The 15396-nt window shown below is 48.6% G+C and carries 12 protein-coding genes; 3 read left to right on the top strand and 9 right to left on the bottom strand.

Going from position 1 to position 15396, the window contains the following annotated elements; translation table 11 throughout:
* Window positions 1-17: 17 nt before the first annotated feature.
* The 4 genes from AR383_RS16550 to AR383_RS16535 form a co-directional block, all read right to left on the bottom strand.
* Entirely contained in the window at window positions 18-3143 is a 3126-nt protein-coding gene (locus tag AR383_RS16550; protein WP_055734126.1) for an efflux RND transporter permease subunit, read from the bottom strand.
* Window positions 3143-4252, bottom strand: coding sequence for an efflux RND transporter periplasmic adaptor subunit (locus AR383_RS16545; RefSeq protein WP_055734125.1), 1110 nt, complete (start codon window positions 4250-4252; stop codon window positions 3143-3145). Before AR383_RS16545 ends, AR383_RS16550 begins: the two co-directional genes overlap by 1 nt.
* Before the next feature lie 168 nt (window positions 4253-4420).
* Window positions 4421-4780: an iron-sulfur cluster insertion protein ErpA gene (erpA, locus tag AR383_RS16540; protein ID WP_157051774.1), complete on the bottom strand. Its 360-nt coding sequence runs from the start codon at window positions 4778-4780 to the stop codon at window positions 4421-4423.
* A gap of 57 nt (window positions 4781-4837) precedes the next feature.
* Entirely contained in the window at window positions 4838-5509 is a 672-nt protein-coding gene (locus AR383_RS16535) for a DUF6776 family protein (RefSeq protein WP_055734123.1), read from the bottom strand.
* Between the two features lie 148 nt (window positions 5510-5657).
* On the opposite strand from AR383_RS16535, the gene hemL reads away from it, so the two are divergent.
* Window positions 5658-6941: a glutamate-1-semialdehyde 2,1-aminomutase gene (gene hemL, locus AR383_RS16530; protein WP_055734122.1), complete on the top strand. Its 1284-nt coding sequence runs from the start codon at window positions 5658-5660 to the stop codon at window positions 6939-6941.
* A 29-nt stretch (window positions 6942-6970) separates the two neighbouring features.
* Here the strand turns inward: hemL and AR383_RS16525 are convergent, their stop codons facing one another.
* Both AR383_RS16525 and AR383_RS16520 read right to left on the bottom strand, forming a co-directional pair.
* Complete coding sequence (locus tag AR383_RS16525; protein WP_055734121.1) at window positions 6971-7222, bottom strand: hypothetical protein; 252 nt, start codon at window positions 7220-7222, stop codon at window positions 6971-6973.
* A gap of 106 nt (window positions 7223-7328) precedes the next feature.
* Window positions 7329-7688: a YbaN family protein gene (locus AR383_RS16520; RefSeq protein ID WP_083481658.1), complete on the bottom strand. Its 360-nt coding sequence runs from the start codon at window positions 7686-7688 to the stop codon at window positions 7329-7331.
* 206 nt (window positions 7689-7894) lie between these two features.
* On the opposite strand from AR383_RS16520, the gene AR383_RS21615 reads away from it, so the two are divergent.
* Window positions 7895-8071 (top strand): hypothetical protein, encoded by a 177-nt coding sequence (locus AR383_RS21615; RefSeq protein ID WP_157051773.1) that lies wholly within the window; start codon window positions 7895-7897, stop codon window positions 8069-8071.
* A 465-nt stretch (window positions 8072-8536) separates the two neighbouring features.
* Here AR383_RS21615 and AR383_RS16515 read toward each other — a convergent pair whose 3' ends face one another.
* The 3 genes from AR383_RS16515 to hrpB all read right to left on the bottom strand — a co-directional run bounded on the left by AR383_RS16515 (window position 8537) and on the right by hrpB (window position 14218).
* Window positions 8537-9190, bottom strand: coding sequence for a dUTP diphosphatase (locus AR383_RS16515; RefSeq protein ID WP_055734120.1), 654 nt, complete (start codon window positions 9188-9190; stop codon window positions 8537-8539).
* A gap of 14 nt (window positions 9191-9204) precedes the next feature.
* Entirely contained in the window at window positions 9205-11592 is a 2388-nt protein-coding gene (gene mrcB / locus AR383_RS16510; protein WP_083481657.1) for a penicillin-binding protein 1B, read from the bottom strand.
* Window positions 11593-11752: 160 nt separating this feature from the next.
* The gene (hrpB, locus tag AR383_RS16505; RefSeq protein WP_055734119.1) at window positions 11753-14218 is read right to left on the bottom strand and encodes an ATP-dependent helicase HrpB; all 2466 of its coding nucleotides are present in this window, start codon (window positions 14216-14218) and stop codon (window positions 11753-11755) included.
* Window positions 14219-14397: 179 nt separating this feature from the next.
* On the opposite strand from hrpB, the gene sfsA reads away from it, so the two are divergent.
* Window positions 14398-15063: a DNA/RNA nuclease SfsA gene (gene sfsA, locus AR383_RS16500; RefSeq protein ID WP_055734118.1), complete on the top strand. Its 666-nt coding sequence runs from the start codon at window positions 14398-14400 to the stop codon at window positions 15061-15063.
* Window positions 15064-15396 lie beyond the last annotated feature (333 nt).

Genomic DNA, 15396 nt, shown 5'->3' with positions numbered 1-15396 from the left:
CAGGCTGAACCTTAGCACTAATTCTCTAAAGCCGCTGGCGCTGTTGCAGCCTCAGCTACAGGCTGCTTATCGCGGCCCAACTTACTGCCCAACATCAACAATGAAGGCGTCAGAATAAGGGTTAACAGGGTGGCAAAACTCAAGCCGCCCGCCACCGCCGTAGCCAACTGCGACCACCACTGCGAAGACGGCGCGCCAAACTCTATGCGCCGCTCAAACAAATCGATGTTGAGTTGCAGCACCATCGGCATCAAACCCAAAATGGTCGTAATAGTGGTTAACATTACCGGGCGCAAACGCTGAGCACCGGTGCGCATAATCGCCTCTTGGGCGTTTAGACCCTGTTTACGCAGCAAGTTGTAGGTATCGATTAAGACGATGTTGTTATTCACCACAATCCCTGCCAGAGTAATCACCCCTAAGCCACTCATGATAATGCCAAAGGGTTGACCAGCAATCAGCAAACCTAGCAATACGCCTACGGTGGAAAATAACACCGCCGAAAGAATTAATAAGGCCTGATAGAAGCTATTAAATTGGGTGATTAATATCAGTCCCATCACAAACAGCGCAACCAAAAAGGCCTTTTCCAAGAACTGGGTACTTTCTTCTTCATCTTCGTTTTGGCCGCGTAGGCGAATATCCACCAAGGGATCCAACGCTAACTGCTGCATCTGCGCCTGCAACTTAGGCAGTTCCAAACTCAAGTTTTGCCCCGGCGCAATATCGGCGCTCACCGTGAGTACTTGACGTCCATCCACCTTGTTGATCACGTCCTGCTTGGTTTGCGCCTGCAAACTGACAAAGTTAGTGATAGGCACCAAGCCATATTGGGTTTTCACCCGCAGCTCGCTCAGCCGACTAATACTGCGATTTTCCGCCGGGAAACGCACCCGAATGTCTAGCTCGTCATCCACATCATCGGGACGGTACTCACCTACATTCAAGCCGTTCGTTACAAACTGCACGGTATTACCTAATAGGCTCACATCGGCTCCAAAACGGGCCGCCTTGGCCCGATCCACTTTAAGCTGCCACTCTATGCCCGGCTTGGTGGTGCTATCTTCAGCGTTAATCAGATGAGGATTATCGTCTACCATTTGGCGTAGCTGTTTAGCCACCGGTTCTAAGCGCTCAGGAAAGCGAGAACTAAGCTCTAGTTGTAAATCTTTGCCTCCAGGGGGGCCGGCTTTATCTTTGCGAAACTCTATTTCAAGGCCGGCTAACGGGGCTAAACGTTGGCGCATCTCAGCTATGATTTGGTTGGCCGGGCGACGTTGATTCCAGTCTTTCAAATTAACCCGAATATTACCTAAGTCGTCCCCACCAACCTTGGTATATAAGGTGGTGTAGTCCTCTATATCGAGGATCCTTGCCTCTACCTCTTGCATGATTTGTAACTTCTCATCGGTGGCATAATCACCATGCGAGCGAACGATAATGTTGTACCCCACCGGCTCCACTTCAGGGAAAAACACCACCCCTTTACCTGCATGAACATAAGCGAAAACCACCGCTACGGCGATGACAATGCCCAAGGCCAATACTCGCAAAGGCGCAGCAATTGCCCTTTTTAATAGGCTAATATAAAGTCCGGTAAAACCGTGTAATTTCTGCCACTGGCCTTCATCGGCATGAATTAAAGCAGCACGCTGTTTGGCGCTTAAATAACGCGGCCGGCCAAATAAATTACCCAAGCTTGGTACAAAAATTAGCGCCATAAATAACGAGGCACTAAGGGTGGCAATTAAGGTGAGCGGCAAATACCCCATGAATTGCCCAACTATCCCCGGCCAAGCTAGCAAGGGAGCAAAGGCCGCTAAGGTGGTGGCTGTAGAAGCAATGATCGGCCACGACATCCGTTGCGCGGCCAATGAATAGGCCTGATGACGGCATACGCCCTCACTCATTTGTCGGTCGGCAAATTCGGTCACCACAATGGCCCCGTCCACCAACATCCCCACCGCCATAATCAAGGAAAATAGCACCACCATATTTATGGTTAAGCCGCCCAGCGAAAGCAGCAAGATCCCAGCCAAAAACGAACCGGGAATAGCGATGCCGACCAACAGCGAGGAGCGTAAGCCCATCACCGCAATAATCACCACCACCACTAACAACACCGCCGATAGAATATTGTTTTGCAGCTCCGACAGCATGGTTTGAATGTCTTTAGACTGGTCACCAGCGTAATCAATTTGCACGCTGTCTGGCCAAAATTTACTTTCTTCGGCAATCACCGCTTTAACCTGTTCAATGGTTTCGATCAGGTTTTCTCCGGGACGCTTACTCACTTCCAAGGAAATAGTTGGCTTACCATTCACCCTCGCATAAGTGCTGGCGTCTTTAAAGGTTCGCCGTGCCGTGGCCACATCGCCAAAGGTAACGATGCGGTCACCATCCACCTTAATGGGCAACTCAATCACATCTTTAACATTCTCAAATACCGCCGGCACTTTTACCGCAAAACGGCCGCTGCCGGTATCCAAGGTTCCCGCTGTCACTAGGCGATTATTGCGGCTAACCAAACTATAAATATCAGCCTGGTCTAGGCCATAAGACTCCATCAATAACGGGTCTACCACTATCTCTAAATAGTCTTCTCGGTCGCCGCCAATGCTCACTTCCAAGATCTGTTTCATTGCTTCTAGCTGATCTTGTAGATCTCGAGCAATACTGAGTAAGGCGCGTAGCGGTACATCCCCCGATAACAACACCGTAATCGCAGGCTGTTCGGTGGCTAAGGTGACTTGATGCACCTCCGGCTCTTCACCGCCTGCCGGTAACTTAGGTTTAGCTTGGTCTACCTTAGCCCTTACATCGGCTAAAGCCTGGTCAATATCCACCCCCACAATAAACTCTAATACCACCGAAGCGTGCCCTTCACTGGCCACCGCGGTCATTTCTTTAATGCCTTCAATGCCCTGTAACTCTTGCTCCATCGGCCGCAGTAGCAGGCGTTCAGCATCTTGGGGAGAAATACCATCATGGGGGATCGAGACATAAATCACGGGAATATCAACGTCGGGATCAGACTCTTTAGGAATATTGATATAGGTAATGATGCCGGCAATAAACAGGAATACCAGTAACGATAGTACGGTACGGGTGCGCGATAAAATAGCTTCAATAAAGGCGTGCATTATAGCGCCCTCTGTTGCTCTATATCGGCCTTAGTGAGCGCCTCAACCTGCTCTCCAGCCTTAACAAAACCCTGCCCCAATACAATTACATCAACATCACCACTAAAACCCGATAACCAGGCACCATCGGGTTCGGAACGAACCAGCCGAGCAGCCACAAACTTTACCCGCCCATCTACCACGGTTTTTACACCTAGCTGCCCCTGCTCATCTAAAGCCAACACAGCCGGACTTACTTTAATCGCCTCTACCGTTTCCAAAGGAAAACGTACACTGGCACTCACTCCAGCCTTAAGTTTTTGCTCGGCATTATCTAGTAAGACTTCCACCTTAAAGGTACGAGTATTGGCATTGGCCACGCTGGCTATAAACTCAACCCTGCCTTCTAAGAGCTGTCCTGTCACAAGGCTTACATAGGCTTTTCGTCCTAGTTCAAGTAAAGCCACATCACGCTCCGAAACATCGGTGCGCACTAACAGTTGTTGTGTATCGGCAAGCCGCAGAATAGGGTCTCCAATGCCTAAATAAGCACCCGCTTCAACGATATTTTCCTCAAAAATGCCGCTGTAGGGAGCTAATACCAGGGTATTGTCAATTGCCAGATTAAGCGACTTCACCATAGATTCCGCGTCGACCAATGCGGCTTTGGCCTCGGCTAAGCGGGCCTTACCTTGGAAGCCTTGCTTACTCAGCGCGTTAACCCCAGCGTACTCTATACGGCGTTGCTCCAATAAAGCCTCGGCGCGCCCTAATTGCGCGCGACGGTCTTGAATATCTAGCCGCGCCAACGCTTGCCCCTTAGTGATGGGACGTCCTTCCGCCACCAAAAACTCTAATAGACGCCCTGCCACTTCGGCGGAAATCACACTTTGACGTTTGGCTTCGGTTTGACCGTAAAGTTGTAAACTACGCTCGATTTGCTGAGCGTGATAACGCTGAACTTGAACTCGAGTAAGTTTATGCGGAGATTCGTTGTGGGACTGGGTTTCAGTTTCAGCTTCGGCTTGGGAGTATTGGCCACTGAACATCCAAATAGTCACTAGCGCAATGATAACAATAGATAAAATATACGGGCGAGCTGCAAAAAACCGCCCTAGCTTGGCCGACACAATCAAACACTCCCTGTTGATGATAGCAAGTGTTGTTGATTATATAGGCTAAGTTACACCAGTAACATGCTTTATCTAGGCGGCTGACAAAATAACGACAAAGCAGGCGTAAGGAAAAAACAACAAAGCCACCCGCAGGTGGCTTTGTAAAGCTTGTTTAGCCCTAGCCTAAATACTAAATGATGAGCCACAGCCACAGGTAGTACTGGCATTAGGGTTATTCACCAAGAAGCGTGAACCTTCTAAGCCGGAGGTAAAATCAACCACCCCACCCACTAAATATTGTAGGCTCATTGAATCAACAACCATCGACACGCCCTGCTTCTCTACGAGGGTGTCACCTTCATTGACTTTCTCATCAAAGGTAAAGCCATAAGAGAATCCAGAGCAACCACCACCAGTGACATAAACTCGCAGCATAAGCGCTGGATTTTCTTCTTCAGCAACCAACTCTTTCACCCGAGCCGCTGCGGCATCGGTGAATTGGATCGGAAATGCGGCTTGTTCAGTTACAGCTTGCTCTGACACTATCAATTCCTTAAAAATGTTAACTCACGCGGATTATCTAATACCTGAGTAATTAGTTCAAGTATTACCCAAATCCGGCCAAGCTTGCTGCAAGTCGATTTGCGCAGCTTTATTCCACTTATTGCCCTTAATAAAGGCACTTAACTCCACTCGCTCAACTTGAAAGCCTTCAGGTAGCTTAATTTCGGAGCTGAGCTCCTGAAAGTAACGAAACTTAAATGTAAGCTCGGAGGCTGGCTGTTGCAAGTCGGCGACATTATAGCTGGCGGGTTCTCCGTCTTGGCTTCCCATCAGTTGCAATTGTAGCTTGCCTTGCAACCAGCGCTTATTACGCGCCACTTGCATCAGTAATACATCAATACGGTAATAACCCGGGCTCAGCATCGGCTCAATATGTAACTGTTCGATCTTCATGCCACCGGCTTGCTGCTCGGGAGCCATAATTTTTCGATATACCAACAGTTCTTGTTTAAGACTGAGATTCTCATCGGTAAGTTGCTGAACTTGCTTCTCTACACGAGCCAACTCGGCAATTTTACTGTCTTGTTCTAAACTGCTTAAAGCCAAACGCTGTTGTAATACCGATTGCCCATCTAAGGCCTCACTCACAGCATCTTGTAATTGGCTGATCATCAGGTCCTTTTGTTCAACCACCACCGACAAACCATAAATACTGGTGAGCGCTAAAGCCCCGATGAGACTGGCAACTAATAATTTAGGCTTGGCCACTGAATACCTACTAACTTTCAAAAAGCGACAGTTTACCGAGAATTATGCCTAGCAACAAACCAGAGATTCAGACCCTGTAGATAGTTTGTTATAGTGAGCCCACTTTTAGGCTTCCACAGCCATTTTCAGATATTTTAAAGGATGCGCTATGTCTCGTTCAGAACAACTTTTTAGTCAAGCCCAGCAGACAATTCCCGGAGGCGTTAACTCACCGGTTCGCGCCTTTAACGGCGTAGGCGGAACCCCGCTGTTTATTGAACGAGCAGAGGGTGCGCGCATCTATGATGTCGACGGCAATAGCTACATCGATTACGTTGGCTCTTGGGGACCAATGATTTTAGGTCACAATCATCCAGCCATTCATCAAGCGGTAGTAGATGCAGCCGCCAAGGGCTTGAGCTTTGGTGCGCCCACCGCCAGCGAAATAGCCATGGCAGATTTAGTCTGTAAACTGGTGCCATCGATGGATCAAGTACGCATGGTCAACTCTGGCACCGAAGCCACCATGAGCGCGATTCGCCTGGCCCGCGGCTACACCGGACGAGACAAAATTCTTAAATTTGAAGGTTGTTACCACGGCCATGCTGACTCACTGTTGGTAAAAGCCGGCTCCGGTGCACTGACCCTCGGTCAACCTAGCTCCCCAGGGATTCCCGCCGACTTTGCCCAGCATACCCTCACCGCCACTTATAACGATTTAGCCTCGGTAGAAGCCTTGTTTGCCGCCTACCCTGAAGATATTGCATGTATCATCGTGGAACCGGTGGCTGGCAATATGAACTGTATTCCACCACTACCCGGCTTCTTACAAGGGCTACGTGATATTTGTGATAAATACCAAGCGGTATTTATCATTGATGAAGTCATGACCGGCTTTCGTGTTGCCTTAGGCGGTGCGCAAGCTTATTACGAGGTAACACCCGATCTCACTTGCTTAGGTAAGGTAATTGGCGGCGGCATGCCAGTAGGCGCTTTTGGTGGTAGTAAGAAGATCATGGATAAGCTAGCCCCAGTTGGCCCAGTTTATCAAGCAGGAACGCTCTCCGGTAACCCCATCGCCATGGCGGCTGGTTTAGCGGCCCTAAATGCGATAAAAGACCCAGCGGTACATCAACATCTCAACCAGATAACCGAGCGTTTAGCTCAAGGCTTGAAACAAGCAGCAGAGCGCCAAGGGATCCCACTGGCGGTGAATCAGGTGGGAGCCATGTTAGGTTTCTTCTTTACTGAAGCCGAACAAGTCACCAACTTCGCCCAAGCCTGCGCCTGTGACAGCGAGCGCTTTAAACGCTTCTTCCACTTGATGTTAGAAGAAGGCATTTATCTTGCCCCTTCAGCTTTTGAGGCCTCATTTACTAGCTTCGCCCATAGCGAAGCAGATATAGATGCGACCCTTGCCGCAGCAGAACGCTGCTTTGCCAAGCTAAAATAACTCAGCAAGCCGCGCTGCTAAAGCGCGGCTTAACGCAACCATTCTATTTTAACCACCTTGCCGCGGTTTAGGTAAATCACGTATTTATTGTCATTTAGCTGATACAGCAAACCTTCCAGCTTAATATGGTTATCGCCGCTAACTACTTCACTAAAGGTGGGCTTTCCACAAGCACTAAGTAGCTCAAGCTTATCGGTTTCGGAACGAATCCAAGTACCATCGCAATTAATATTGGAGACCTCAGTCCCTTTACCTGACCATGCACTTGCCGTAAACAGCATCAGTATTATGCTTGTTGCAATACGCCTTTTCACTCAACTCCCCCACTATTCAAAGCTATTATTAACTAAAAAGTTAATTATAGGCAAAAGAGGCAGAAGCTAGCGGTTATTTTTGGGAAGGGCGAGTCCATAAAAATAGCATTACCGCGGCTAAACAGACTATTGCTGGCCACATGGCCAACTGGGGTAGTTTCATCCAAAGCATTAGGCCCAAAGAAAAGCCCACCATCACAGTGGCACTGCACTTGGCTTTGAGACTCACTACACCATGCTGGCGCCAATCGTTAATCAATGGGCCAAAACGGGGATGATTATTAAGCCACGCTTCAAAGCGCGGCGAGCTGCGGGAAAACAACATCACCGCTAATAGAATAAACGGCGTGGTAGGTAATAAGGGAAGGAAGATGCCAATGGTTCCCAGCACTACCGCCAACCAAGCCATTAACATGGTAAATAAACGCAGCATTTAAAGCCTACTCAGTCAATCACTTAGCCTTAGTCTACCTGCCAACGGCGTAAATAACTAAAAATTATGAGATGGAAGCAAAAGAGATTAGACATCTAGACGGCCAAATAATATCTTAAAGGGGTCGCCGATTTATTGCCAACTTGCGGGCGGCTAACAAATACAGCTAAAGCGCCCTGCGCGCGAACTAAGATAAAGGAGTTCGTATGTTTGAAGCCATACAAAAAGAAACATTTATTAGTACTCAAGTCAGCACTAATAGTGCTTACCAGTCGCAACCACTACACCCAAGCAAGTCACACCATGTTTGTCAGCGTAAGCTGTTCCTTCAGGTTGATGAGCAGAGCCATTTTAATGATCGCTATCGGCCTAGAGCCAATTAAAACTAGGCAACCGAGCCAAAGTTTATCAAGAGAAAAACCAGCGCTTAATATCGAATAAGCGCTTTTTTAGATTGATTCATGCCGCGTGGCTAGCCACTTACTTTGCTTCACGACGAGTTTGCTGATCATTAGATTTACTTGGACAGAAAGTTGCACCTGAAGCACCACGAAAACTTGAAAAAGCCATAATTATTACCTCTACTACTTTGAAAAATTTAATCTAAGCCGCCTTATTGCTGGCTTACTATAACTAGAGCAATATCAAGGCCAAGAGTCTGCTTTACAGCATGAAATATTGAGATAGCCAACAGTATTTTATTGAAAAGCTTGTCAACAATCGATAAACCCAAAAATAAACCACAACATAGTGAAATAAACCAAACAAGCTTTGATTTCTAGCTTTTCGCTTAGCTCGCACTGCGCAATTGTGGCGCATTACTGCGCCAAATTGTGTCAAAGCCTACATTATTTTGATACAGCGTAGCGTTGATGTAGCGCTTGGTACAAATCATCCTGAAAACTGTCGGCAGAAGCGTCTAACTGAGTCATTAATTCAACTAAATGCTCATTGTCTTCACGGCCATCCCAAGTTTTACGATAGGTTCCCTGCTTGTAACCGTTGTCTTGACGAAAGAAATTTAATACGTTTTTGCTGACATATTGCTGATACAACTCTACCCAAGACATTTGACAATCTACCAGCAGAGCGGAAAACAAGCCGATGCTACAACGTTTGGCAGCGGCTAAACCAATTAACAACTCTAGCTTCTGCAGTAGTTCAAGCTCGGAAAAATGGTAATCTTGGCCATCAAACTGCACGCTCTGCTGGTCAATATCAGCAAAAATCGCCGCTTGCGCCTGCTGATGTTCACCCTCGGCCTGCAGCAGTAATTCTGACAAAATAAAATGCCAAATATCGACTAGCTCCATTTGTAACTGGGCCAAATCACAATCCTGCTTCTTCCACCATTTCCATCCATGATGTTCGATGGCTTCAGCCCCTTCTATCACAACCGCACGCAAAAACGGAGAACGAGTGACCAGCCACTCGGGATTCACCTTGGCATTCATCTTGTCTTGCAGTTGCAACATTATTTGTGCCTGATTTGCTTGTAGCATCTCGATTCCTTTATTTAATTAAATAGACTTTGTAGCCAAGTTTTAGCTTTGCTGGCGGCCTGCTTTACGCAGCCTTTAGCTAATTTAGTTTGCTCATTTGGCGCTGGCAATAGTTGACTATCACCACAGCCAGCAGCCACCGGTTGCCCGCTTGACTGAGCAAAATGCACCCACGCTAAGTTATCAGGTTGCATCGGCCTCAAAGATTGCGGGTAAGAGGTTTTTAAGTAGGCCGCATACACCGGCAAGGCGGCTGAAGATCCGGTTACACCGGCGGGTTTATTATCATCGCGCCCCACCCACACTGTAACTATCTCGCGCTGGTCGATGCCCACATACCAGCTATCTCGTAAGTCGTTTGTAGTACCGGTTTTTCCTGCCAAATCCACCTTAGGAATACGCCACTTTAAGGAACGCGCAGTGCCGTTACGTGTCACTTGGCTCATAGCGTAAAGACTTAAGTAGTTGCCCATTTCCGACCAGCGGCGCTCTGCACTCAGGTCGGCGCGATATAAAACTTGGCCATGAGCATCGTTAACTTGCTGCACTGCATACAAGGGACGATACTCACCGTCGCCCCCCAAGGTTTGATAGAGCTGAGCCATTTGGAAAGGAGAAAGAGTGAGGCTGCCTAGCAATAAAGAAGGATAAGCTTGAACTTGCTCCTGCAAACCGGCTTTATGCAAGGTATTCACGACCGAGTCTAAACCCACTGCTAAACCAAGCCTCACCGTAGGAATATTTAAAGAATGAGCCAAGGCATCTACTAACATAACAGGCTCACCTGTAGTTTTATCGTAGTTTTGCGGTTGCCATTGGCTACCATCATCCAAGGGCACGCTTAAGGGGCTGTTTTCTAATAATTCACCCAATTGATGACCTTGCTCAAAAGCACTGAGGTAAACAAAGGGTTTAACTAACGAGCCAATCGGACGGCGTGCATCTAAAGCTCGGTTAAAGCCCTGATTGTTTTTTTCTCTACCGCCAATTAAGGCGCGGATCGCTCCGCTATAGCGCTCGCTAATCACCATCGCTGTTTGCAACTGATTTTTCGCGCCCTTATCCAACTCGGCTAACACAGCCTGAGCCGCAGTTTGCGCATGACGCTGTGATAGGGGATCGAGGGTAGTAAATACCTTCACTCCGTTATGCTCACGCCAATCGCTGGCGTGCTGGCGTAGTTCTCGTTTTACTAAAGAAACAAAACCGGGGGTCTTTTGATAACCCATGCTACCGCGTTCACTCAAACCTAGCGGCTGCTGCACCGCCAGCTGATAGGCTTCGGAAGATAGCTCTCCTTCTTCGGCTAAAATACGCAGCACGAGATCTCGACGATTCAAGGCGCGTTGCTGATGCCGCCACGGATCGTAATAGGATGGTCCTTTAATCACCGCCACCAATAAAGCAACCTGCTCTACGCTTAGGTCACTAACGGGTCGCCCAAAGTAGAAATAACTAGCAAGCCCAATGCCGTGTACCGCATTGCTGCCATTTTGCCCAAGGTAAACTTCGTTGAAATAACTCTCTAGAATTTCATCTTTGCTATAACGAAAGTCGATCAGCAAGGCCATATAGGCCTCTTGTAACTTACGCCACAGCGTGCGCTCGCGAGTAAGGAAGAAGTTTTTAGCCAATTGCTGAGTAATGGTACTGCCACCCTGCACTGTGCGTCCGGCTTTTACATTCACCACCAAAGCTCGGGCAATCGCCAAGGGCGAGACACCATCATGTTGATAGAACTGGCGATCTTCGGTGAGGATCAAGGCTTTCTTTAGACTTTCGGGTATTTCCTGCAAGGGCACAAACAAGCGGTCTTCTTGCTCGCTCACGTTAAGCCGCTCTAGTAATACTGGGTCCAAGCGAGTTTGCGCGATCTCTTCACCACTATCGCGATGTTGGATCTTGGTTAGACGAGAAGGACTAAAAGTAAGCAACATCGGCAACTCGGGCTCTAGGCCGTCGGCAAATTCAAACTGGCGCCGCACCACTTCAATACGGGTTTTCGATACCGCGTATTCGCCGCCACGTCGGGCACGTTTCACCTTACGATAATTCAGCAAAGCCAATTCATCTTGCAACTCTTTACGGCTTAAACGCAGCCCCGGATAAAGCTGTAACTCACGGCCGTACACCGCCGCAGGAAGCTGCCACTTGTCGCCGCTAAAACGCTGCTGGATTTTGCTATCAAGCAGCACACCCCAAGCGAGTAACATCACCATCACCACTAAGCCTAGCTTCCAACTTAATTGCCATAGACGCTTGCCCCAGGATGGCTTAGTACTAGACTTATTTTTCGCTGAACTAGCGCGCCGCTTGGCCGCTGGTTTAGCACCGGCCTTTTTACGCGGTGCGGCTTTACTTGTGGGTTTCTTGGCTGCAGAACTGGGCTTTTTAGGACTCATATTGCCTTACTACTAAAAATACGAATGGATAACACCAGCCACGCTAAGGTCGCTTCATTTGGGGAAGCCTTAGGATACTCTCACCGCGGTGGTTTTTTAAGTGAAAATCGCCCAGTACTAAGAGAAATAGGCTGGGCTTAATCGATGGCTAAGTGTTGCACTAACGAGCCAACTGACGTTTAGTTTTATGCGTAGCCTGCGCCGCCACCGGATCATCTGGCCAAGGATGCTTAGGATAACGCCCTTTCATTTCTTTTTTCACTTCAACATAGGCAGATTGCCAAAAGCTGGCTAAATCCTGGGTCAACTGCAAGGGTTTCCCCCCCGGAGAGAGCAGCTCTAAGGTAATAGCCACTTTATTGCCCAGCATCGGGGATTGCGGCTGACCAAACATTTCTTGCAACTTAATCGATACCACCGGTGCTTGACCAAGCTGATAACGAATCGCCACTTTATTCCCCGAAGGCGCTAAGTAATGACTGGGAACCACTTGCTCAAGTTGCTGCTGTTGTTGCCAAGTAAGCCGCGATTTTAAGGCTGCTAACCAATCCAGCGCCTTCAACTGCTGCCAACTACGGCAGCTCTGTAACTGCAAGGCCAGCCAAGTTTCGGCATCATCAAGCAGGGCCTGTTGGCTAAAATCAGCCAATCCCAACTCGCTAAACCATTGCTCAGCACAGCGCACTCGTTCCAACCAAGCTAGAGCCTTATCATCCAGAGGAAGCCAGCCAAAACCCTTGTTATTAATTTGCCTCAACCACGCTTGGCTTATTAACTCTGCGGGCACCTGCTCAGCCGCTTGGCTACTGAGCACTAGCTGTGCCAAACGCTGCTGTTGCTCCACCACGATGCGCTTGGCGCTATCCGACCACTGACAGTGTAACAGGGTAGTGAAGCGGCTGGGTTGATACTGTTGTAACAGCGCCAAATCCAACTCACAGGCCAATGCCACCTTGCCCTGCTTATGCCCTTCTGGCCAAAACAGTTCAACCACCACCAAGGCTGTTTGCTTAGCTAAGTGATGCTGTTGTTGATCCACCTCCACGCCAAAACCCCCACTACAATGGTAACTGTGCCCTTGGCGTTTTAGCGCGATCCTATCAGGAAAGGCCTGCGCCAATAGTAAGCCATCCCAATACTCGGCAACGCTAACCGCGGGCTGGCTCTTAAAACGCTGAGCGAGGCGAGAAAGCTGCTGCTGATACTGCTGTTTTTGCGCCCCTTTTAATTGCAATAAAGCCTGAGTTAGCGAGCCATTAGCAAGCGGCCCACTCACATCCAATAAGGCGGCTAATTCACAGGCTCGCCACAACAGTCCGGGCTGCGATAGCTGCTGTTGCCAAGACTGCGCTTGCTGCAACATGGCCACACTACGTGGCGCTAAACCACTCGCCCCCAGCTGCTGAGCAGCTTTGCTCAAGCGGCCTTGAGAGACTAGACCAAGCTCGCTTAACAACTCGCGCGCTTGCGCCAAATGGGCAGCGGGCGGCAGATCCAACCATTGTAAGTCCTCGGCTTCGGCTCCCCACTGCTGTAACTCAATCAGCAAACGGCTTAGCTCACTGCGAGTTATCTCCGGCGGATTGGCAAAGGGGCGATGGTTTAATTGCTCTTCGCTATAGGCGCGATAACAATGTCCAGCCTGCAAACGCCCTGCCCGTCCAGCGCGCTGAATCGCCGAGGCCTTGCAAATCATTTTAGTTTGCAAGCGGGTGGTTCCACTACTGGCGTGATAACTAGCCTGACGCTCCAAACCACTGTCTATCACACAAGAGATACCCTCAATGGTTAAACTGGTTTCGGCAATGTTGGTCGCCAACACCAGTTTACGCCGCCCCGCTTCTGCGGGCTCAATCGCCGCCTGTTGCTCGGCCAAACTCAACTTACCATAGAGCTGATGTAAGCTCAGTTCATCTGGCAAGCGCCCACTCAGGCGTTCTGCTAATTGGCGAATTTCAGCATTACCCGGTAAAAATACCAAGATGCTGCCACTTTGCTGTTGCGCCGCCAGCAATACCAATTGAGCCAAGTTATCGGCCCACTGCCAATCGCGTTTTATCGGGTGATAGCTATAGCTAATCGGAAAACTGCGCCCAGCACTTTCTAGCACTAGCGCCTCAGGCAGTAGTGACAATAAAGCCTGGTTTTCTAAAGTGGCCGACATCAGCATCAATTTAAGTTCCGGCTTAAACACTTGCTGAACTTCCAAGCTCAAGGCCAAACCTAAGTCGGCATGTATGCTGCGCTCATGAAACTCATCAAAAATAATCATCGCCACATCGCTAAGCTCGGGATCATTTTGAATCAAGCGGGTTAGGATCCCCTCGGTTACCACCACCAAACGGGTATTCGCCGATAAGCGCTGCTCGCCACGCATTTGATAACCCACCGTTTGCCCTAGCGGCTCGGCTAATTGAGAAGCAAGAAACTGAGCAATATTGCGCGCCGCCAAACGCCGCGGCTCGAGCAAAATAATTTTACCCGGCAACTTAGCTTGTTGTAGCAGCATTAAAGGCAAGGCGGTGGACTTGCCCGCCCCTGGAGGAGCACCAATCACAAATTGTCGCTGCTGGTTAAGTTTGGCTAATAACTCGGGAAACAATTGAGCTATGGGCAATGCACTCAAGGTCAGTCCTTAAAATCATAATATAAACGCGCCTAGTGTAGCGAAAGCCGCTCGGCGACCCAAGTTATCTTCAGCCCTTCTAAGCAGCCTACTTTAGGTGTTAGCATGCCCATTATGAAAATACGCGTTTAGCTTAGCGGCTGGATGCGCTGCAGATACCGCACATTTAAGTGAGCTTAATGATCAAAGTTAAACCCGCAATACTAATTAAGCGCTACAAGCGTTTCCTCGCCGATGTGCAAATAGGCCAGCACAGCAGCACAATTTACGTACCCAATACCGGAGCAATGACCAACTGCGGCAGCGAAGGAGATAAGATTTGGTACAGCACTAGTGACAACCCTAAACGCAAATATCAGCACACTTGGGAACTCACCGAGCGTGATGGACTGATTTGTGTGAATACCGCCAGAGCCAATGAGTTTGTCGGCAATGCCCTGCGTGCGGGCCAGATCGAGTCCTTATCAGGCTACCAAGTACAAGCTGAAGTTAAATATGGTGATAGCCGTATTGATTTCATGCTAAGCCGCGACAATGAGACCTGTTTTGTTGAGGTAAAAAGCTGCACCTTACTGGAAAACGCTCAAGGTTACTTCCCCGATACCGTTACTCAACGTGGTCAAAAACACCTGCTGGAATTAATTAAAATTGTCGAAGCCGGCCATCGCGCAGTGCTGCTATTCGCCATTTTGCATAGCGGCATCACTTCGGTTAAAGCCGCCCAACACATTGACCCAAAGTATGCTGAATTACTGGAAAAAGCCCAGAAGGCGGGCGTAGAGGTGCTGTGTTATAAGCCGGACTTACGCCAATGTTTTGAATTTGTCGGTACTCCCTCAAAGTAAATCAGCATGAAGTAAGGCCAGTCCATAGGGCTAATAAAAGGCTTAACGAACAACTCCCTTAAGCAGAGAAACATCGCTTAACAATTTAGCCGCATCAGCGGCCCTTTCACTGTTAGCACATAGTTTTTTTGTAATATTCGGTGTACAGCTCAGACTGAACATTATCCCTTAGTGAAAACTGGCATTCACGGCGATTTGCAGCTAGATGATTAGATATGAAAAGTTACATTTTTGTGAATGAACATCCAGCTCCAATACCAACCAAGGGGTGATCAAAAAATAAACATATAGGTCTAATTCTTTTACCTAGCTTAGGCGGGATTAGCAAATTAT

This window comes from Agarivorans gilvus (genome assembly GCF_001420915.1).
Taxonomy (GTDB): domain Bacteria; phylum Pseudomonadota; class Gammaproteobacteria; order Enterobacterales; family Celerinatantimonadaceae; genus Agarivorans; species Agarivorans gilvus.
The sequence above is the reverse complement of the archived record's forward strand: the minus strand, read 5'-3'. Positions and strand labels throughout refer to the sequence as shown.